This is a genomic window from Zoogloea sp. (genome assembly GCF_041914405.1).
GTDB lineage: Bacteria > Pseudomonadota > Gammaproteobacteria > Burkholderiales > Rhodocyclaceae > Zoogloea.
Map to the genome: position 1 here is coordinate 137,716 of NZ_JAYSDK010000008.1, position 19,747 is coordinate 157,462.

Annotated in this window: 17 protein-coding genes and 1 pseudogene; 2 read left to right on the top strand and 16 right to left on the bottom strand. The window is 59.4% G+C overall.

Annotated features, from left to right (window positions below; translation table 11 throughout):
• Window positions 1-12: 12 nt before the first annotated feature.
• The 15 genes from ACE3RX_RS07170 to fdxA all read right to left on the bottom strand — a co-directional run bounded on the left by ACE3RX_RS07170 (window position 13) and on the right by fdxA (window position 16,459).
• On the bottom strand, window positions 13-2,580 hold the full coding sequence (locus ACE3RX_RS07170; protein WP_374481795.1) for a FimV/HubP family polar landmark protein: 2,568 nt from the start codon (window positions 2,578-2,580) through the stop codon (window positions 13-15).
• Window positions 2,581-3,148: 568 nt separating this feature from the next.
• Window positions 3,149-4,273: an aspartate-semialdehyde dehydrogenase gene (gene asd, locus ACE3RX_RS07175; protein WP_374481797.1), complete on the bottom strand. Its 1,125-nt coding sequence runs from the start codon at window positions 4,271-4,273 to the stop codon at window positions 3,149-3,151.
• 37 nt (window positions 4,274-4,310) lie between these two features.
• Window positions 4,311-5,372 (bottom strand): 3-isopropylmalate dehydrogenase, encoded by a 1,062-nt coding sequence (gene leuB / locus ACE3RX_RS07180; protein WP_374481799.1) that lies wholly within the window; start codon window positions 5,370-5,372, stop codon window positions 4,311-4,313.
• 45 nt (window positions 5,373-5,417) lie between these two features.
• Window positions 5,418-6,056 (bottom strand): 3-isopropylmalate dehydratase small subunit, encoded by a 639-nt coding sequence (gene leuD, locus ACE3RX_RS07185; RefSeq protein WP_374481801.1) that lies wholly within the window; start codon window positions 6,054-6,056, stop codon window positions 5,418-5,420.
• Entirely contained in the window at window positions 6,056-6,181 is a 126-nt protein-coding gene (locus tag ACE3RX_RS07190) for an entericidin A/B family lipoprotein (RefSeq protein WP_374481803.1), read from the bottom strand. Before ACE3RX_RS07190 ends, leuD begins: the two co-directional genes overlap by 1 nt.
• Window positions 6,182-6,201: 20 nt before the next feature.
• Window positions 6,202-7,611: a 3-isopropylmalate dehydratase large subunit gene (gene leuC / locus ACE3RX_RS07195; RefSeq protein ID WP_374481805.1), complete on the bottom strand. Its 1,410-nt coding sequence runs from the start codon at window positions 7,609-7,611 to the stop codon at window positions 6,202-6,204.
• Window positions 7,612-7,645: 34 nt separating this feature from the next.
• Window positions 7,646-8,365, bottom strand: a complete 720-nt coding sequence (locus ACE3RX_RS07200; RefSeq protein ID WP_374481807.1) for a M48 family metallopeptidase — start codon at window positions 8,363-8,365, stop codon at window positions 7,646-7,648.
• Between the two features lie 153 nt (window positions 8,366-8,518).
• Entirely contained in the window at window positions 8,519-9,670 is a 1,152-nt protein-coding gene (locus ACE3RX_RS07205; RefSeq protein WP_374481809.1) for an MFS transporter, read from the bottom strand.
• A gap of 80 nt (window positions 9,671-9,750) precedes the next feature.
• The gene (locus ACE3RX_RS07210) at window positions 9,751-9,993 is read right to left on the bottom strand and encodes a YdcH family protein (RefSeq protein WP_374481811.1); all 243 of its coding nucleotides are present in this window, start codon (window positions 9,991-9,993) and stop codon (window positions 9,751-9,753) included.
• Between the two features lie 85 nt (window positions 9,994-10,078).
• Window positions 10,079-11,218, bottom strand: a complete 1,140-nt coding sequence (gene aroC / locus ACE3RX_RS07215; RefSeq protein WP_374481813.1) for a chorismate synthase — start codon at window positions 11,216-11,218, stop codon at window positions 10,079-10,081.
• 99 nt (window positions 11,219-11,317) lie between these two features.
• Window positions 11,318-11,653: an acetolactate synthase small subunit gene (ilvN, locus tag ACE3RX_RS07220; RefSeq protein WP_374481815.1), complete on the bottom strand. Its 336-nt coding sequence runs from the start codon at window positions 11,651-11,653 to the stop codon at window positions 11,318-11,320.
• 18 nt (window positions 11,654-11,671) lie between these two features.
• Complete coding sequence (gene ilvB, locus ACE3RX_RS07225) at window positions 11,672-13,336, bottom strand: acetolactate synthase large subunit (protein ID WP_374481817.1); 1,665 nt, start codon at window positions 13,334-13,336, stop codon at window positions 11,672-11,674.
• A gap of 287 nt (window positions 13,337-13,623) precedes the next feature.
• The gene (locus tag ACE3RX_RS07230; protein WP_374481819.1) at window positions 13,624-15,288 is read right to left on the bottom strand and encodes a long-chain-fatty-acid--CoA ligase; all 1,665 of its coding nucleotides are present in this window, start codon (window positions 15,286-15,288) and stop codon (window positions 13,624-13,626) included.
• Window positions 15,289-15,507: 219 nt separating this feature from the next.
• Window positions 15,508-15,957, bottom strand: a complete 450-nt coding sequence (locus ACE3RX_RS07235; RefSeq protein WP_374481821.1) for a CBS domain-containing protein — start codon at window positions 15,955-15,957, stop codon at window positions 15,508-15,510.
• A gap of 178 nt (window positions 15,958-16,135) precedes the next feature.
• Window positions 16,136-16,459, bottom strand: coding sequence for a ferredoxin FdxA (gene fdxA / locus ACE3RX_RS07240; protein WP_374481823.1), 324 nt, complete (start codon window positions 16,457-16,459; stop codon window positions 16,136-16,138).
• Window positions 16,460-16,796: 337 nt separating this feature from the next.
• Here fdxA and trxA point away from each other — a divergent pair, with 337 nt between their 5' ends.
• Window positions 16,797-17,123, top strand: coding sequence for a thioredoxin TrxA (gene trxA / locus ACE3RX_RS07245; protein WP_374481825.1), 327 nt, complete (start codon window positions 16,797-16,799; stop codon window positions 17,121-17,123).
• A 161-nt stretch (window positions 17,124-17,284) separates the two neighbouring features.
• On the top strand, window positions 17,285-18,544 hold the full coding sequence (rho, locus tag ACE3RX_RS07250) for a transcription termination factor Rho (RefSeq protein WP_374481827.1): 1,260 nt from the start codon (window positions 17,285-17,287) through the stop codon (window positions 18,542-18,544).
• Window positions 18,545-18,725: 181 nt separating this feature from the next.
• Here the strand turns inward: rho and ACE3RX_RS07255 are convergent.
• Window positions 18,726-19,404 (bottom strand): annotated as a pseudogene (locus ACE3RX_RS07255) (IS3 family transposase); the annotation flags it as partial.
• Window positions 19,405-19,747: the final 343 nt, after the last annotated feature.

The window sequence follows — 19,747 nt, forward strand, 5'->3', positions numbered from 1 at the left end:
AACTTCAGAAAATCAGGAAAGGCGGGCGAGAATCTTGCGCGCCTCGTCCTTCTGCTCAGCACTACCTTCCCGCAAAACCTCTTCCACCAGCTCACGCGCGCCATCCTTGTCGCCCATTTCTTCGTAAGCGCGAGCGAGTTCGAGCTTGGTCGCCACCTCCTGCTGCAGTTCCAGATCCAGCGGCGGCTCGGTAGGCGGCCCCGCGTCCGGAAGTTCAAGCTCGTTATCAGCAGCTGAAGGCAGATCAAGATCAATGGAGTTCAGATCGACCACCGGCTCAAAAGGACGCGTCTCCGACATCTTGTCGTCCAGCTTCTCGTCCAGCTCGAAATCGAAGTCCAGCAGACTGCTGTCGAAACTGGTCTTCTCGAGATCCATCGTAGCCGCCCCTGCCTCATCACGCAGCGCTTCATCGGCGAGGGTCGCAGTCAGATCGACATTTACAGTCGCATCCATGGCTGGCTCGAGCTTGTGCTCACCAAACTCCGAGCTGATTTCGAAATCCAGGTCACTCGGATCAGGCAGACTGAAGTCGTCGCTCAACCGCTGGGGACGCGTCGACGTTGCCTCGAGACTTGCCGGCATGCGATCCCCCACCATCTGCGTGGTCTGTGCAGCCGCCGGCTCGTGGTCAAAGCCGAGATCGAAATCCAGGGCACTGGCCGTCGGCGAAGCCCCTTCGCTGGCATGCGACTCCTGCCCTGCACCTGCGTCGGCATTCAAATCCAGGTCGAAATCAAGTACCCCAACATCCGGAGTAACAGCCGGCGCATCCGACGCTGCTGCGGGTGCAACCCGACCAATGTCCTCGAGGCTGGCATACTGGTTTAGCTCACCAGGCAGCGCCCAGGTGTCTTTGAGCTGGGAAGGCGACTCCAACGGATCTTCGTGCCCGGTTGCAGCGGTCGGCACGGGCGCGGGCTCAGGCGCGCGGCTCTGGGCCGACGCCGATTGAGCCGACACGAAACCCGTCGAAATTGGAGCAACAGTCTGCGGACCTGGCGCAGCAGCCACGCCGGCGCTGGACACCGCCCCAGGCGTCGGAATGCGGTACAGGGGGCTGTCAGGATCCACCTTGCGCCCGAGGGCGGCGGCCTTTTCCCAGTCCTGCCCATTCCCGCCCGTCAGCGAATAGAGCTCGGTCGCCGTCGTTTCGAACTGCTTCAGATTCTTGCGCTGGGCATAAATCTCGAGCAGCTTCAGATGAACACCGGTGCGGCCAGGGTCCGTCTTAAGGGCATCCAGCAGGATCTCCTCCGCCTGGGCATCCCTGCCATACGCCATGTACACATCGGCCTCGGCCACCGGGTCGACACCTTCGTCGGTATCGATCGAGGACAAGCCAGACTGGCTGAAATCGGTCTGGATCTGGCTGCTGCTGCCGGTATCCACGCTTTGCCCACCCGAACTGCCGAATACGGAATTGGAACCCTCCCCAAATTCCGAGAGCGCAGAAGTCGTCGTCGGTGCGACTTGGGCGCGGCGGCGCTGATAAAGCTTGTAGCCCCCCCAGCCCAGCAGCAGCGCGAGAATCCCACCGCCCCCCATCACCAGGGAGAGATCTTCGGAAGACTCCGCCTGAGGCGCAGCCTCCGCAGGCTTGGCCTGCGTCGGCGCGGGGAGCGGCGGAGCAGCCGGCGACACAGGCTTGGCTTCCGGAATGGAATCCGGCACTTTCTCAGGCTCAGGCTTAGCAGCTTCCGGCGCGGGAGGATTGACCTGCGCGCTGGCCGGCGCCTCGACAGGGGCGGCAGCAGCCGGTGCAGCCGGCTTGGCTTGCTCGGCTGTGGACGCCAGCCCCTGGCTCTTCAATTCCACCAGTCGCTGGAGCTCCTTGATGCTCTTTTCGAGATCTGCGAGCCGATTGTTTGCTTCCTTCAGTGCCTTGTCGCGGGAAACCAGATCCTCTTCCAGCGCCTGCAGGCGCGCCCCGGACTTGTCTCCACCGACGGCCCCCGTGCGACCTTCATCACCCTTCGAAACCTTAAGCTGGTCGGTAGTGCCGCCGGCCATCACCGCGCGGTCATCCACCTTCGCACCAATCCGCCCCCCAGCCCCTTGGCGGGCGGGCGTTTCCTTAGCCGGCACATTCGCAGCTTGTTCTGCCAGTTTCTGCCGGTAACGCCCGAAATCGGCAGACTTGCCGACCAGCTGCCCACGCTCTGCACCGCCAGCGAGCTGACGCGCCGTCTCTGCATCGGGAATACGCAGGATCTTTCCAGCCTGCAAGCGATTGACGTCATTGGCATCGAAGGCGGAGCGATTGCCCTGGAACAAGGCCGCTAGCATCTGCTCCATCGAAACACCATCGGGACGGTTGTCAGCCGCAATCCGGTGCAGCGTATCTCCGGGCTTGACCATGTAAGTACGACCAGCCGCCCCACTTTCCCGAGCCGCGCGGCCTGCCGGCAACGGACGACGCGCAGCTGGAACCTCGGCACGCGTGGCCGCCACGCTGGAGCGGATCTCAGGAGCAGCTACAGGCACGGCACGACGCCCTGCGCCAGTGTCAGGCGGATCCAGCAGGAAGGTGTACTCGCGGATCAGCCGACCCGCAGCCCAGTTCAGCTCGACCAGCATGTCGACGAAGGGCTCGTTGATGGGCCTGTCACTGCTAACCCTCACGACAGCGCCCCCTCCCCTGCGCTCTATCGCCATACGCAGGCCATTGATGGAAGGAGCGTAATCGACGCCAGCCTGCCGGAAAGCCTCCGCCGATGCGAGCCGCGCCGTCATGTTCTGGAGTTCTTCGGGGGTCGCTGCCACCTCAACTTCGGCCCGCAGAGGCTGCCCCAGGCCACTCAGGACCGTGATCCGCCCTAGACCCGCCGCGTTGGCTCCAAGGGACAGGGCGCTGATGGACGCGGCAAGCAGGGTAAGCTTTAGCCGGCTATTCACAGGGTTCTTATGCACGAAGGCTGATCATTAGAATCAAGTTATTGATGAACATAACATCATGGGTTTGGAGTGGCAAGTTCAAGCCGTTTTTGAAGTCCTTACCCCGAGCCCGGTGCGGCTATACAGCAACGAGGCATCCCGTTTCCAGGCCTTGAGCCGCCGGGGCACGGCCCGCTTGTATCCCGTAAGCCTCAAAAAAAATGCCGTTCCACTATTGCGGAACGGCATCTGGACTACCGATCAACAGGGATCAGTCTTCGAGCAGGATACGCAGCATGCGACGCAGCGGCTCGGCCGCTCCCCACAAGAGCTGGTCACCCACGGTGAAGGCGGACAGGTACTCACCCCCCATCGCCAACTTGCGCAGACGACCGACCGGCACGGTCAAAGTCCCCGTTACCGCAGTCGGCGTCAGGTCGCGCACAGATGCCTCACGCTGATTCGGCACTACCTTGACCCAGTCATTGGCGCTGGCCAGCATACCTTCGATCTCGTCGATCGGGATATCCTTCTTCAGCTTCAGGGTCAGAGCCTGGCTATGGCAGCGCATTGCACCGATGCGCACGCAAAGGCCGTCGATGGGCACCACCGGCGTACCAAAGCCTTCGCCACGGCCGAGGATCTTGTTGGTTTCGACGCCGCCCTTCCACTCTTCCTTGGACTGGCCATTACCCAGATCCTTGTCGATCCAAGGGATCAGGGAGCCCGCCAGCGGCACACCAAAGTTGGACGCCGGGAATGCGTCGTCGCGCATCGTGCCCGCAACCTCACGGTCGATGTCGAGGATCGCGGAGGCCGGGTCGTCCAGCAGCTCCTTGACCGAACGGTTCAGCTCGCCCATCTGGGTCAGCAGCTCACGCATGTTCTGAGCACCGGCGCCAGAGGCGGCCTGGTAGGTCATGGAGGTTGCCCACTCGACGAGGTCGCGCTGGAACAAGCCACCCAGAGCCATCAGCATCAGGGACACGGTACAGTTACCGCCGATCCAGTCACGGCCGCCCTTACCCAGGGAATCCTTGATGACGTTCTGGTTCACCGGATCAAGAATGATCACGGCACGGGGGTCCATCCGCAGGGAGGAGGCAGCGTCGATCCAGTGGCCATTCCAGCCGGCAGCACGCAGCTTCGGATACACCTCGTTGGTGTAATCACCACCCTGGCAGGTGATGATGATGTCCAGGCCCTTCAGCTCGTCAATGCTCTTGGCATCCTTCAGTGCCGGGGCTTCCTTGCCGAAATTGGGTGCCTTGCCCCCCGGATTGGACGTGGTGAAGAACACCGGCTCGATCAGAGCAAAGTCGTTTTCCTCGCGCATGCGCTGCATGAGCACGGAACCGACCATCCCGCGCCAGCCAACCAGACCTACTTTTTTCATATTGATCCCCAATCAGGCTTGAATTGTCTTCTTGTGCTCAGAGGGACGCGATGACTGCGTCGCCCATCTCCTTGGTGCCCACGCGCCGGGTACCCGCCTCATAGATATCACCAGTGCGATAACCGGCAGCCAGCACCTTCTTCACGGCCGTTTCGATGCGAGCAGCTTGTGCCTCCAGGTTGAAGGTGTATCGCAGCATCATCGCCGCCGAAAGGATGGTTGCCAGCGGATTGGCCAGCCCCTTGCCGGCGATATCCGGTGCGGAACCATGACTGGGCTCATAGAGGCCTTTGTTATTGGCATCGAGGGAGGCCGAGGGCAGCATGCCGATGGACCCGGTAAGCATGGAGGCCTCGTCCGACAGGATGTCGCCGAACATGTTGCCGGTCACCATCACGTCGAACTGCTTCGGTGCACGCACAAGTTGCATCGCAGCGTTATCCACGAGCATGTGGGACAGCTCGACATCCGGGTAGTCGGCCGACAGCTCGATCATCACATCGCGCCACAGTTGGGTACATTCAAGCACGTTCATCTTGTCCACTGAGCACAGCTTTTTGCCGCGCTTGCGGGCCGCCTCAAAGGCCACCTTGCCGATACGGCGGATCTCGGATTCCGAGTACACCATCGTATTGAAACCAACGCGCTCGCCGTTTTCCTCACGAATGCCACGGGGCTGACCGAAGTAGATATCACCAGTCAGTTCACGCACGATCAGGATATCCAGGCCAGACACCACTTCGGGCTTCAGCGTGGAGGCGTTGGCCAGTTCCGGGTAAAGAATGGCCGGACGCAGGTTGGCGAACAGGTTGAGCTCCTTGCGGATGGCCAGCAGGCCACGCTCGGGACGCTGCTCACGCGGCAGAGAGTCCCACTGCGGGCCGCCCACGGCGCCCAGCAGAATCGCGTCTGCTTCCTTGGCCAGCTTGCTGGTTGCCTCGGGGTACGGCGTACCGGTGGCATCGACAGCACAACCACCGATCAGGGCCTTCTCGGCCACGAAGTCGAAACCATCACCGCGCAGCGCCTCGAGCACGCGCAGCGCCTGCTCCATGATTTCGGGGCCAATGCCATCACCGGGCAGAACACAAATCTTCATCGTCATTCTCTAAATCGAATTCGTTACAGGGACGCCAGTCGGCGATCAGGCAAAAAGCCAGGGTTGGTCGATACGCCGACGCGCCTCAAACTCCCGGATCTTGTCGGCATGGCGCAAGGTCAGGCCGATATCGTCCCAGCCATTGAGCAGGCACTCGCGGCGGAAGGCATCCACGTCGAAGGGGATCACCTTGCCATCGGGGCGAGTAATGGTCTGCGCTTCGAGATCCACCGTCAGGCGATAGCCGACCGTCTCGGAGCACTGCGCGAACAGCGCGTCCATTTCCGAAGCCGACAGCTTGATCGGCAACAGGCCGTTCTTGAAGCAGTTGTTGTAGAAGATATCGGCGAAGCTTGGCGCGAGAATCACGCGGAAGCCGAAATCCTCCAGCGCCCAAGGCGCATGCTCACGCGAACTGCCGCAACCGAAGTTGTCACGGGCGAGCAGAACCTGCGCGCCTTGATAACGCTGCTGGTTTAGCACGAAGTCCGGGTTTTTCGGACGCGTGGAGCAGTCCTGGCCAGGCTGGCCGACGTCCAGATAACGCCATTCGTCGAACAGGTTGGGGCCGAAGCCGCTGCGCTTGATCGACTTGAGGAACTGCTTCGGGATGATTGCGTCGGTATCAACGTTGGCGCGATCCATCGGCGCCACGAGACCGTCGAGTCTACGGAAGGGATTCATTACTTGACCGCCTTCTGGATGGCTTCGCCACCCTTTTCAATATCCTTGCCAATGCCCTGAACGGTATTGCAACCGCTCAGCAGCACGACGACAAATGCACCGAGCACTGCGGCAAATTTACGCATAACGCAGTATCTCCGGACGCTCAGGCCAGCTCACGGACGTCGGCGAAATGCCCGGCAATCGCCGCGGCAGCCGCCATGGCCGGGCTCACCAGGTGGGTACGACCACCAGCGCCCTGACGCCCTTCGAAGTTGCGGTTGGATGTGGATGCGCAGCGCTCACCCGGCTCCAGCCGATCCGCATTCATGGCCAGACACATGGAGCACCCCGGCTCACGCCATTCGAAGCCGGCGGCGATGAAGATCTTGTCGAGCCCTTCAGCCTCGGCCTGGCGCTTGACGAGACCAGAGCCCGGCACCACCAGCACCTGCTTCACGCTATCAGCCTTGCGGCGACCACGTGCGACGTGAGCTGCAGCCCGCAAGTCCTCGATACGCGAATTGGTACAGGAACCAATAAAGACCTTGTCGATGGCGACGTTCTTGATCGGCGTCCGCGGGGTGAGGCCCATGTATTGCAGCGCACGCTCCATGCCCTCGCGCTTGACCGGATCTTTCTCAAGCGCCGGATCTGGAACGATCCCGTCGATCGGGGCGACCATCTCGGGCGAGGTGCCCCAGGTCACCTGCGGCTTGATCTGCGCGGCGTCGAGTGCGACGACTGCGTCGAAATGGGCGCCGTCATCGGAATGCAGGGTACGCCAGTACTCGACGGCGCGATCCCACACTTCGCCGCGCGGCGAGAACGGGCGATCCTTCAGGTAGGCGATGGTCTGCTCGTCCACCGCTACCAGACCGGCGCGAGCCCCCGCTTCGATCGCCATGTTGCAGACGGTCATGCGACCTTCCATCGTCAGGCTGCGGATCGCGCTGCCACCGAACTCGATAGCGTAGCCGGTACCACCGGCAGTGCCGATGCGACCAATGATGGCCAGAACCACATCCTTGGCGGTCACACCCGCGCCCAGCACGCCGTCAACGCGCACGAGCATCGTCTTGGACTTTTTCTGCAGAAGGCACTGGGTCGCCATCACGTGCTCGACTTCGGAGGTGCCGATGCCGTGGGCCAGGCAGGCGAACGCACCGTGGGTCGAAGTGTGCGAATCACCACACACCACGGTCATGCCCGGCAGCGTAGCGCCGTTTTCAGGTCCGATGACGTGCACGATGCCCTGCCGCTCGTCCTTGAACGGGAAGTAGGCCAGCGCACCGACTTCACGGATGTTGCTGTCCAGGGTCTCGACCTGCTGACGGGAAACCGGGTCCTGGATGCCCATTTCCCAGTGATCAGTCGGAGTGTTGTGGTCGGCCGTCGCTACGATGGAGTTCACGCGCCACGGCTTGCGCCCGGCCAGCTTGAGGCCTTCGAAGGCCTGCGGGCTTGTGACTTCGTGAACGAGATGACGGTCGATGTAGATCAGCGCCGTGCCGTCATCCTCGACGTGCACCACGTGGCTCGACCACAATTTTTCGTAAAGCGTTTGCGCTTGCATGGGCGAAGTAGAGCTGAGGGCGGAAAAACTTTAATTATTTCACAGGCCTTGCGTGCTGAGTAGCTTGCTCGTAAAGGGGCATCACACGAGCAGCGTACTCGCTCAGGTCACGCTGGCGGGTTTCATTCGACGGATGGGTCGACAGCCACTGGGGCTGGCCACCGTTGGAGACCTTGGCCATTTTCTGCCAAAGGCTGATGGCAGCCCGCGGGTCATAGCCTGCTCGCGCGGCCAACTCGACCCCCATACGGTCCGCCTCGGTCTCATGCTCACGGCTATTGGGCAGCTCAAAACTGACCTTCGCCACGCTACCCATTAAGTCAGTCCCGGCCCGGCCCACACCAAGAGCGGCCCCGAGTACGCTGACTCCAATGTTGGTCACCATGGCCTGTGACGCTCGCTCTCGCGCATGCTCACGCAGCGCATGGGAAATCTCGTGCCCCATGATCGCGGCGATTTCGTCATCGGTCAGATCAAGGCGCTCGATGATTCCGGAATAGAAAGCGATCTTCCCCCCGGCCATGCACCAGGCGTTGAGCTCCTTCGAGCTCAGCACGTTCACCTCCCATTTCCAGGCCGGCGCATCGGGACGGAAGATACCCGTCACCGGAATCAGGCGCTGGGCTACCGCACGCACGCGCTCGACCTCTTCCCGGTCCCGGTTCAAGGCATTTTTCTGGGAGGCTTCCTGAATGATCTTCTGGTAACTCTGGGACGAGGCCTGCTCCATCTCCCGCGATGAAACCATCATCATTTGCCGCCGCTCCACCCCAACCGCTCCGGAATGGGTAGTCTGTACGGACTGGCAGGCAGCCAGGCCGGCGACAACAAAGACGGCAGCACACAACTTGCGCAAGCACCCGAAACCCGTTCTCATCCTGCTCTCAATATCCTGTTCAACAGCGTGTCAGACCACCCCGACAACCAAACGATCCCGCCACCCGCGAGCCAAGACCACCAGGCCCATCAGGGCGAACAGGGACGCAAGGGTATAAGTCCAGCCGGCACCAACGACCTCCCATGTATAGCCGCTGATTAAGCCGCCAAGCACCCCACCAGCGCCAAAGGAAATGCTTCCGTAAAGCGCCTGCCCTTGTGCCTGATGTCTGGCACCAAACCAGCGATTCACAGCTGCCACCGCAGCAGCATGATAGGAACCGAAGGTTGCTCCGTGCAGCAACTGGGCGAACACCAGAACAACCAGCGAGTCGGCGCCCCAGCCGATCATCACGAACCGAAGAACCGCAGCCGCAAAACTGAAGATCAGTAGCGTACGCAGGGAAAAAGACCGTAGCAATTGGGGCATACCCATGAACACCAGGATCTCTGCCAGGACGCCCAGGGTCCACATCCAGCCCACCAGCGTCTTACTGTATCCATGAGCAACCAGATGCAGCGAATAGAAGACGTATAAAGCGCCATGGGCCGCCGACATGAAGAAACAGGCGGTCAATAGCGCGCGTACCTCGGGACGCCGCAGAATGCTCCCCAGGGAAACAGAGGTAACACCCTCCCGCACCTTGTGAACCTCGGGAATCATCATGGCACACACCAGAATCCCCCCGAGAATGCCCAGCGTGACCCACAGCAAGCCCTTGATCGGCATCTCGTCGAGTAGATAGCCAAGCGCCAGCACCGCCAGAACGAAGCCGACGGAGCCCCACACCCGGATGCTGCCGTAGCGACTCGCCTGCCCCTCCAGATGCGCGAAAGTGAGGGTTTCAACCAGCGGCAGTGCCGCACTCCAGAAGAACGCCAGAAAGGCCATGCTCGCGAACAAGGCGCCGTACGCGGTACTGAGCAGAAAACCTGAGAACCCTAGCACTGACAAGGCCGCCGACAAGCGCACGATCGGCGCGCGCATCCCGAAACGGTCGGCCAGCCATCCCCAAAGCGTCGGGGCCAGTGTCCGCATGACCGACATCAGGGACATCAGCACCGCAATCTCGGCCGCAGAACTTCCGATAGACTGCAGGTAAAGGCCAAAGTATGGAGAAAAGGCGCCGACAAAGGCGAAGTAGAAGAAATAGTAGCCGGACAGGCGCCAGTAAGGAATCATCGAATAAGTGCAGGGAGAGCAGTAACTACCAAGCAAAAGAGCGCCCGAAAGCGCTCTCTCCATTTGCCGGATTCGCTAGCTCAGGTGAGCGCGGACGTCTTCAGCAATTCGTGCAGTTGATCCTTCAGTTTCAGACGACGCTTCTTCAACTCCTCAAGTTGCACGGACGTAGCCAACTCGGCATTGACCTCGACACGTACGACATGGCGATTGACATCGTGATACTCGTCGAAGAGGCGGGAGAAACGCCCGTCCGACATCTTCAAAGCGTGAATCTGCTCGTGATACTCGGGAAACTCGTGCTTAAGATCATGTTGCTCCATACAGTGGCTCCCACCTGTTGATAAATTCTCGATATCAGGTGAGAACCACTCTACGCCGCGCCCTAGAGAACACCGTTGACTACGGTCAAGCCTTACGGCCCGGGGATGGAACGGTTTGCACACCAGCAGGCGCCAGCCCAGCAACCTTCGGCGTGGAACACTCCACATCCCCATTTTGTGCGCGATGGCGCAAGGCATGATCCATCAGCACGATGGCCAGCATGGCCTCCGCAATCGGCGTAGCACGAATGCCGACACAGGGATCATGCCGGCCATGGGTATTGACGACCACGGGCTCTCCGGCCTTGTTGATGGAGTGCCGATCGAGACGGGTGCTGGACGTGGGCTTGATGGCCATGCTAACAAACACGTCCTGCCCAGTCGAAATACCACCCAAAACCCCCCCCGCATTGTTCGACAGGAAACCCTCCGGCGACATTTCATCTGAATGCTGCGTTCCAAGCTGGGCCACGCTGGCAAAACCCGCTCCGATCTCCACCCCTTTCACGGCGTTGAGGCTCATCATCGCGTAAGCGATGTCTGCATCGAGGCGATCGAAGACAGGCTCGCCCCAGCCAACGGGAACACCGGTCGCAACGACATTTATCCGCGCGCCAACCGAATCACCGGACTTGCGCAGATCGTCCATATAACTTTCAAGCTGCGGAACGATGGACTGATTGGGAGCAAAAAATGCGTTGCCATCGACCTCATCCCAGGAGACAAAGGGGATATCGACCGGCCCAAGCTGAGCCATGTAACCACGGATCACCACCCCATAGCGCTCCTGCAGCCACTTGCGAGCGATTGCGCCAGCCGCCACGCGAACAGCAGTCTCACGGGCGGACGAACGACCGCCGCCGCGGTAGTCGCGAATCCCATATTTCTGCCAGTAGGCATAGTCTGCATGCCCCGGACGAAAACTCTCGGCGATGTTTCCGTAGTCCTTGGAACGCTGGTCCTGGTTACGAATCAGCAGCGCAATCGGGGTTCCAGTCGTAACCCCTTCGAAGACACCGGACAGGATTTCAACCTCATCCGGCTCCCGGCGCTGGGTCACATGCCGGGAGGTACCCGGCTTGCGCCGGTCCAGTTCGGCCTGGATATCAGCCTCGCTGATCTTCAATCCCGGAGGACAACCATCGACCACACAACCGATGGCGGGGCCATGGGATTCACCAAAGGAAGTGACGCAGAAAAGCGTACCAAGGGTATTACCGGACATGGGAAGACTCGCGGAGACAGGAGATTAAAGACTAGGCAAGCAAGGCGGCGGAGTCTAGCACGCCGCCGGCACCAGGCCGGCGACGGAAAAGGACGAGACTTACTTGAAGAACTCGTCGAGTCGGCTGAACACGGGGTGCTCGCCATCATGCTGATTCACGTAGAGCACATCCTCGAGCTTTTCGACCTGCCGAATCATTTTGGCCAAACGCTCATCTTCGAAAATGAGCAGCCAGATTCGGCTGGTCTCCCCGGAGCCCACCGGCATGCACAGGATACCTTCCACGTTGAAGGCACGGCGGGCGAACAGCCCGCAGATGTGGCTCATCACCCCGGGATGGTTGGCCACGCCCAGCTCGAGAACGACCTTCTTGAAGCCCGTATGTTCAGGCACATCGGGGATGTATTCGGAAAGATTGGTGTTTTGTTCGGACATCGTATTCTCTCCTCGGGTTTAGCCGATCATCTCGGAGTTGGCGGCACCCGGCGGCACCATGGGGTAGACGAATTCGTTCGGGTCGATGGTTGCGTGAATGAGGCAAGGCCCCGGCGTATTAAGCGCCTCGGCCAGCACGGCACGGGGATTGGGCGCCGGATCCAGATCGACAGCCCGCATGCCGAAGCCATCGGCGATCTTCAGGAAGTCGGTCGGGCGCTCATAGCGGGAAGCCATGATCCGCTTGCCGTAGAAGAGATTCTGTTGCTGATGCACCAGCCCAAGGGACTGGTTGTTGAACAGAACGATCTTCACATTGACGTTTTCCTGGGCCGCCGTCGCCATTTCCTGGATGTTCATCTTCAGGCTGCCATCGCCCGAGAAACAAACCACCGTACGTTCGGGCTCTGCGAGCGCCGCACCGATCGCCGCCGGAAAACCAAAACCCATGGTGCCAAGGCCACCCGAGTTGAGCCACTGGCGGGCACGGCGGAATGGGTAGGCCTGTGCAACCCACATCTGGTGCTGCCCCACATCGCTGGTAATGATCGCGCTGTCGTCCAGACTGTTTGCAACCGCATGGATGAGGCCATAGGGCGAACGAGGATTGTCCACGCCCGGCATGGCCAGCGGGAAACGGCTCTTCAGGCTCTCGACATGAGACAACCAGCGCTTGCGCAGCTGGGGCTTCACGCGCGGCAGCAATTCAGACAGAACCTGCCCCACATCACCGGCGATTGCCACATGAGCCGTCTTCACCTTATGCAACTCGGAGCGATCAATGTCGATGTGGATGATCTTGGCGTTCGGGCAGAACTCGGCCGTCTTGCCGATCGCACGATCATCGAAGCGGGCCCCTACACAGATCAGCAGATCGGCTTCTTCCAGCACATAGTTGGTATAGCGCGCGCCATGCATGCCCAGCATGCCGAGGGACAGCGGATGATCCATCGGCATCGCACCGAGCGCCATCAGCGTCATCGTGGTGGGCAGGGACGCCTGTTCAGCCAAGTTCACCGCGAGCTGGGACGCACCGGAATGGATCACACCGCCCCCCAGATAGAGCACGGGGCGTTCGGCAGCCTCGATCATCTTGGCAATTTCCTCAATGGCACCAAGATCGAAGCTCGGCGCGGCATCGGGCACCACCACGTCGGGGTATTCCTCGAAGCTGACCATCTGGTTCTGCACGTCCTTGGGCACATCCACCAGCACCGGCCCCGGCCGATCGGACATGGCGATACGGAAGGCCGCCGGAATCGCCGTCAGCAGCTCCTTCGCGGAGCGGACCAGGAAATTGTGCTTTGTGATCGGAATAGTCAGCCCGTAGGTATCCACCTCCTGGAAGGCGTCGGTACCGATCATCGACAAGGGCACCTGCCCGGTCAGCGCGATAATGGGGATCGAATCCAACTTAGCATCGGCAATCGCCGTGATCAGATTGGTAGCGCCCGGGCCGCTTGAGGCCAAACAGACCTCCGGCCGACCGGACACCCGCGCCATACCCTGGGCAATAAAACCGGCCCCTTGCTCGTGACGACAGAGCACATGGTGAATCTGCTCACTCTTGGACAGTGCGTCATACATCGGCAGTGCCGCACCACCCGGAACACCGGCAATAGTGCTAACACCCTGCCGCTCGAGCAGCTTCACGATAAGGTCCGCTCCAGTCATTTGCATCATCAAAATTCTCCTTGAGGCTTTGGGAGCCGTACGACATTCCGGGCCGAGGGACAAAAAACAAAAACCCCCGCCGGTTGCGCGCCGGCGGGGGTCTGAAAATTCTTTACCGATTACCTACGGACCCTTACGACGCGCGTGCACCTACGCTTACTACGCGTACTACTACGACTACGTCGACAGGAAGGGAACGAGTGATCGGGCTCATAAGGTCATATACAAGACTACTCGACAATTATTCTTCACATCCAGGCTAAAACACAAGCCTTTTTTGCAACTCAATCATGGGCCTAACCAGAATCCCGCAGGGCACGCCGAAGAATCTTGCCCACATTGCTCTTCGGCAATGACTCGCGGAACTCCACGAAGCGAGGAACTTTGTAACCCGTCAACCCGGCCCTGCAGTGTTCGATGAGAGCCTCTGCAGTCAGGTTCGGATCCTTTCTCACGACGAAGATCTTCACTGCCTCGCCCGAATGCCCGTCAGGGACTCCGAGGGCGGCAACTTCCATCACACCGGGATGACTCGCAACTACATCCTCTACTTCGTTCGGATAAACGTTGAAACCGGAGACCAAAATCATGTCCTTCTTCCGGTCAACGATTCGCACAAAGCCTTCTGGGTCGATGGTTGCCACATCTCCGGTCCGCAGGAATCCATCCGACGTGAAGGCACGAGCGGTATCCTCTGGCCGCCCGAAATACCCCTTCATCACTTGTGGTCCCTTCACACACAATTCGCCGGCCTCGCCAGGAGCCACCTCCCTGCCCTCGTCGTCTCGGAGACTTATAGACGTTGATGAAATCGGCAAACCGATAGAGTGATTGAACGCGGGCAAGTCGAGCGGATTGATACAGACCGCCGGGGACGTCTCGGTCAAGCCGTACGCCTCCGCCAGCGGTTTTCCGGTCACGACCTTCCATCGATCTGCCACGCTCTGCTGCACGGCCATGCCGCCACCGAGGGCAATCTTCAAGGCCGAAAAGTCCAGCTTGGCGAACCCGGGATCATTCAGAAGCGCGTTGAAGAGGGTATTGACACCTGTAATGACGGTAAAGCGATGGCGCCCCAACTCCGCGACAAAGCCCGGTATGTCCCTAGGATTGGTGATGAGGACATTGGCTGCACCGATCTTTAGGAAAGTCAGGCAGTTCGCGGTGAGAGAAAAGATATGGTAAAGCGGCAAGGCCGTGATGATGAGTTCCTCGCCCACCTTCACATAAGGGCTTATCCACGCATGAGCCTGCAGCAGGTTTGCGACGACATTACCATGCGTCAGCATCGCCCCTTTTGCGACCCCAGTTGTTCCACCCGTGTACTGGAGATATGCGAGGTCATCATGACTAACAGGCACAGCCTGTAGGTCATGGCCTCTCCCACGATCAAGTGCCGCATTGAACTTCTGGTAGCCCGGCACACGCCAAGGCGGAACCATTTTCCGCACGTGGCGAATGACAAAATTCACCACCGCCGACTTCGGGAAACCCAGCAGATCCCCCAATCCCGTCACGACCACATGGCGCACAGAGGTACGTGCCACCACATCCTGGAGCGTGTGGGCAAAATTCTCGACGATGACAATCGCCTCACAGCCCGCATCACGCAATTGATGCTCAAGCTCGCGGGCAGTGTACAAAGGGTTTACGTTCACCACCACGCACCCCGCCCTCAACACGCCAAACATGGCTACGGGGTATTGAAGGCAGTTCGGCATCATCAGCGCGACACGCGCACCTTTGATCAAGCCTACTTCGCACTGCAGGTATGCCGCAAAATCACGGGAATAACGATCCAGCTCCGCATAACTCATGGAGCGCCCCATGCACATGTATGCGACCTGCGCACCGAAGGCTCCGACACTCCGGTCAAACAGATCGACAAGCGATGAAAACTCGCTCGTGTCGATCTCAGCCGGAACGCCTGGCGGGTAGCTTTTCAGCCAGATCTTGTCCACCTTGCCTCCTTGGCCGCATCAGACATCTGGCAGAGGGAACCTTGCCCATCTACTAGGCTCCGCCATCCAGAGCCCTTTGACGGCTTGCAAGAGGTGGCTCCCAACACGCCGCGCCCGCCACCTGTCGTACCCCCAGCAGCCTCCGAGGAGGACGGACCTTTCCGAGCCCCCCTTCAGCCCAAAACCCCGGTTACATGCGATACAGCATCAGCTCGCCCGTCACGCCTGGTCTTCCTCGGCAGGCCAATTGCGGATGTAGTTCTTCAGCATCCGATTCTCGAAACTCTGCTCTTCCAGCACCGCTTTCGCCACATCATGGAACGACACCACCCCAAGCAACACCGCGTCATCCATAACGGGGAGGTATCGCTGATGGTGCTCCACCATCTGCCTGCGGAGTTCGTCCATTTCCATGTTCGGCGCAGCCACAACGGGAGTCGTCAGCATTGCATCTGCAACCGGTAGTTCCTGCCAAGCAGCTCCCGCTTTCTGGGTGCCGAGCAAAACCTCCCGAAAAGTCAGCAAACCCGCCATGCGTCCTTTATCGAACACCACCAAAGACCCAACATCCTGCTCCGTCATGATGGCGACGGCCTCGGACAGCGCTTTGTTGGGTGCAATGGTAAAAAGTACCTTGCCCTTGATCGCGAGGATTTCACTGACCAGCATTTTTTCGTTCCTATGGATAGCGCTCATGCGCCTGAAAATGGTTACTGCAGGCGATGGTATTCGATTGCAGGGACAGCGAAAAGTCCGCGGGGATCAGGGCCTTCCCTTACATATCACCCACTAACCAGACACTGTCCATTTTCAATTCAGGCTGCCGGGCCTTCTACACCGAGGGGCGTCAGCGCTCCAGAAACTTCAGCTTATCCTTGACGCCACGCCACTGGTCCGCATCCGCGGGAGGATCCTTGCGTTCGACAATCGGCGTCCACTGCGAAGCCAACTCTGCGTTGAGCGCGATGAACCCTTGCTGATCCACTGGCACGTCATCCTCTGCGTAGATTGCCTCAGCGGGGCACTCCGCTACGCACAGCGTGCAGTCGATGCACTCCTCCGGATCGATCACGAGGAAATTGGGTCCCTCCCGGAAGCAATCCACCGGGCAAACATCAACGCAGTCGGTGTACTTGCAACGAATGCAGTTCTCGGTAACAACATAGGCCATGGGCGTGTGCTCCTGTATGTCTTGGCGTTGGCACTCGCGGAGATACCTCGCAGCACCAAGTCTTGCCATAAATGGTTCAGGGGCCGAAATATACTCCATTCGCCACAGCGGAAGCTCCTGCCGCACCTCCTCGGCCTCCCAACCATCAAAGAACGCGGAAATCTTGCAGCCGATTGCTTTATCACAATTTAGCCGAACTGGCGAGAAAAACGCTTTTCTTGCAAAGCAAGATTCGCTAGCATGATCATCACCATCATCCAGTTGTGTAGGCCTCGCAGCCCCAATGCGCTGCCTTACATCGCCTGCAACACCCCCAACCCCGAATGTACGAGGCATCATGAGCGAACACATCCACTATGTCACTGACTCCAACTTTGAGGCAGAGGTACTCCAGTCCGCCAGCCCTGTGCTCGTGGACTATTGGGCGGAATGGTGTGGCCCGTGCAAGATGATCGCGCCCATCCTCGACGAAGTCGCCAAAGAATACGAGGGCAAGCTCAAAGTAGCGAAGCTGAACATTGACGAGAATCAGGACACCCCGGCCAAGTACGGCATTCGCGGCATTCCGACCCTCATGCTTTTCAAGGGTGGCAACATCGAGGCCACCAAGGTCGGCGCGCTATCGAAGTCCCAGTTGGCAGCGTTCATTGACAGTCACCTCTAAATCAGGTTAAGTTAGAAAAATCCTCGTCGATGCCAGAACGAATGTAATAACCGTTCTGGCATCAAGGTGCAGTTCCGGTATCCAGCCGCTGCACAAATCGTGACAGCTCTGTCACATCCTAGGTCTTTTACTCCCCACATCTCCCCTCACCGCTGCCCGCCATGCAACTCTCGGAGCTGAAGTCCCTCCATGTTGGCCAATTGCTTGAAATGGCCATTGCCAACGAAATCGAGGGCGCCAATCGCCTGCGCAAGCAAGAGCTCGTTTTCGCACTTCTCAAGAATCGCGCCAAAAAGGGCGAGCCCATCTACGGTGATGGGGTCATGGAAGTATTGCCTGACGGCTTTGGTTTCCTTCGCTCACCAGACACCTCCTATCTGGCAGGCACCGATGACATCTATGTCTCCCCCAGCCAGATCCGGCGATTCAATCTCCACACCGGCGACACTGTCGAAGGCGAGATTCGTACGCCCAAAGACGGAGAACGGTACTTCGCGCTGGTCAAGGTCGATAAAGTAAATTTCGAGCCCCCAGAAGCCTCTAAGCACAAAATCCTCTTCGAAAACCTGACCCCTCTTCATCCCAATCAGTGCCTGAAGCTGGAGCGGGATATTCGTGGAGAGGAGAACATCACCTCCCGGGTGATCGACATGATCTCCCCGATCGGCAAGGGGCAGCGAGGGCTTCTGGTTGCCCCGCCGAAGAGTGGCAAAACTGTGATGCTTCAACACATCGCACACTCGATTACTTCGAACCATCCCGATGTCGTCGTAATCGTCCTGCTGATCGACGAGCGTCCCGAAGAAGTCACGGAAATGCAGCGCTCGGTAAAGGGCGAAGTCGTTGCCTCAACGTTCGACGAACCGGCCATTCGGCACGTACAAGTGGCCGAAATGGTGATTGAAAAGGCAAAGCGCCTTGTCGAACACAAGAAAGATGTCGTTATCCTGCTGGATTCCCTGACTCGCTTGGCACGGGCATACAACACCGTTGTTCCAGCCTCAGGCAAGGTCCTGACCGGCGGCGTTGATGCCAATGCCTTGCAGAAGCCGAAGCGCTTCTTCGGGGCTGCCCGAAATATCGAAGAGGGCGGCTCTCTGACGATCATCGCAACTGCTCTTATCGATACAGGCAGCCGCATGGATGACGTTATTTACGAGGAATTCAAAGGCACCGGCAATATGGAAATCCACCTGGATCGCCGTATGGCTGAAAAGCGCGTTTACCCTGCGATCAACGTCAACCGATCCGGCACTCGTCGCGAAGAGCTCCTTCTCAAAGCGGATGTGCTCCAGAAAGTCTGGGTTCTTCGTAAACTCCTTTACGGCATGGATGACATCGACGCAATGGAGTTCCTCCTCGACAAGATCAAGGCAACGAAGAATAACAACGAGTTCTTTGACGCCATGCGTCGCGGTTGATACTCAATTTTTTGCAGAGACAGCAGCACATGACCCAGCAAACCTTGCCCGGGTCAAGCTGCGGAAACAGATTCTTCACGTAGATCTCGGACGCACCTTGCTCCCCGCAGCAAAGGCTGAAAGATTAATCGTTGCATTTAATGAATTGGTCATTTTTTGCTCGCTGAGCAAGACGAGGCACCTGCAAGGGTTTTCGACGCCAGACGGCCATCAGCAAGGCGCCGATGGCTAGCTCCCGGGTCATCCGCTCGCCCATCGACCAGCCGACGATCTGGCGTGAGAACAGATCGAGCACCACCGACAGATACAGCCACCCTTCGTGGGTTCGGATGTAAGTGATGTCGGTCACCCACGCCGTGTTGGGCTCGGCGACGTCGAACGCCCGCTTCAGGTGGTTCGGTGCCACTACAGCCGGCTTTCCGCTGCGAAACCCAGGCCGACGTGTGTAGCCCGTCTGGGACTTCCGGCCGGCCTGGCGCATTAGCCGGGCCACCCGGTGCTTGCCACAGCGCTCGCGCAGATCGTTGCAGACCTTGCGGTAGCCATAGACCCGCCCGCTCTCGAGCCAGGTTGATGTGCGAGAGCGCTCACGCGTCGGTCGTCTTGGCTGCGCGGTGAATGGGGCTGCCGGCGCCATGCATAGTAACCGCTGTGATGGACCGCCAGCACAGCACACAGGCGCCGCACCGGGTGGCGATCCTCGTGGGCCTGAATGAACGCATACATCACCCGGACTGCCTGGCAAAGTGCGCGGCGGCCCTTTTTAAGATGTCGCGCTCTTCAGTTATCCGACGCAACTCCGCCTTGAGGTGCCGGATCTCTTCGCTCTGGCTGTCCTGCTGGACACCCTGCGCCGGCGGAACGTCTTAGCGTTTGATCCAGGCCACAGCTCGGCCACCGTCGTCTTGCCCTGCAGGAGCTCCATCACACCAACGCGCTCTTGCGCTTGGCCGTCCGGCGCTTGATTTCGTCTTTCATCTCCGCACTCATGTGTCGCCCCTTTTAAGGTTAACACCTGAGCAGGGTTTCACTGGGACAATACAGCTATAGCCAGACATGCCACATGTGGCTGCTGAGCGCCTAGCCAGTGATTCTAATTTTGCGTTTTTCCGCCCTATCTCGGAGTTGGAATGTTCGGTTGATGGGCAGGCGAGACGGTGCAGTGTTTTTTGCTTTTAAAAACATAAAGCCCCCGCAGAGATT

What these genes read in the sequence shown, in the direction of transcription:
- ilvN (WP_374481815.1), bottom strand. Translation starts at nt 11,653, where the DNA reads ATGTCCGAACAAAACACCAATCTTTCCGAATACATCCCCGATGTGCCT.
- ACE3RX_RS07235 (WP_374481821.1), bottom strand. Translation starts at nt 15,957, where the DNA reads ATGCTGGTCAGTGAAATCCTCGCGATCAAGGGCAAGGTACTTTTTACC.
- ACE3RX_RS07205 (WP_374481809.1), bottom strand. Translation starts at nt 9,670, where the DNA reads ATGATTCCTTACTGGCGCCTGTCCGGCTACTATTTCTTCTACTTCGCC.
- ilvB (WP_374481817.1), bottom strand. Translation starts at nt 13,336, where the DNA reads ATGATGCAAATGACTGGAGCGGACCTTATCGTGAAGCTGCTCGAGCGG.
- leuB (WP_374481799.1), bottom strand. Translation starts at nt 5,372, where the DNA reads ATGAAGATTTGTGTTCTGCCCGGTGATGGCATTGGCCCCGAAATCATG.
- leuC (WP_374481805.1), bottom strand. Translation starts at nt 7,611, where the DNA reads ATGCAAGCGCAAACGCTTTACGAAAAATTGTGGTCGAGCCACGTGGTG.
- ACE3RX_RS07210 (WP_374481811.1), bottom strand. Translation starts at nt 9,993, where the DNA reads ATGGAGCAACATGATCTTAAGCACGAGTTTCCCGAGTATCACGAGCAG.
- asd (WP_374481797.1), bottom strand. Translation starts at nt 4,273, where the DNA reads ATGAAAAAAGTAGGTCTGGTTGGCTGGCGCGGGATGGTCGGTTCCGTG.
- rho (WP_374481827.1), top strand. Translation starts at nt 17,285, where the DNA reads ATGCAACTCTCGGAGCTGAAGTCCCTCCATGTTGGCCAATTGCTTGAA.
- trxA (WP_374481825.1), top strand. Translation starts at nt 16,797, where the DNA reads ATGAGCGAACACATCCACTATGTCACTGACTCCAACTTTGAGGCAGAG.
- ACE3RX_RS07190 (WP_374481803.1), bottom strand. Translation starts at nt 6,181, where the DNA reads ATGCGTAAATTTGCCGCAGTGCTCGGTGCATTTGTCGTCGTGCTGCTG.
- ACE3RX_RS07170 (WP_374481795.1), bottom strand. Translation starts at nt 2,580, where the DNA reads ATGCTGGTCGAGCTGAACTGGGCTGCGGGTCGGCTGATCCGCGAGTAC.
- fdxA (WP_374481823.1), bottom strand. Translation starts at nt 16,459, where the DNA reads ATGGCCTATGTTGTTACCGAGAACTGCATTCGTTGCAAGTACACCGAC.
- leuD (WP_374481801.1), bottom strand. Translation starts at nt 6,056, where the DNA reads ATGAATCCCTTCCGTAGACTCGACGGTCTCGTGGCGCCGATGGATCGC.
- ACE3RX_RS07200 (WP_374481807.1), bottom strand. Translation starts at nt 8,365, where the DNA reads ATGATGATGGTTTCATCGCGGGAGATGGAGCAGGCCTCGTCCCAGAGT.
- aroC (WP_374481813.1), bottom strand. Translation starts at nt 11,218, where the DNA reads ATGTCCGGTAATACCCTTGGTACGCTTTTCTGCGTCACTTCCTTTGGT.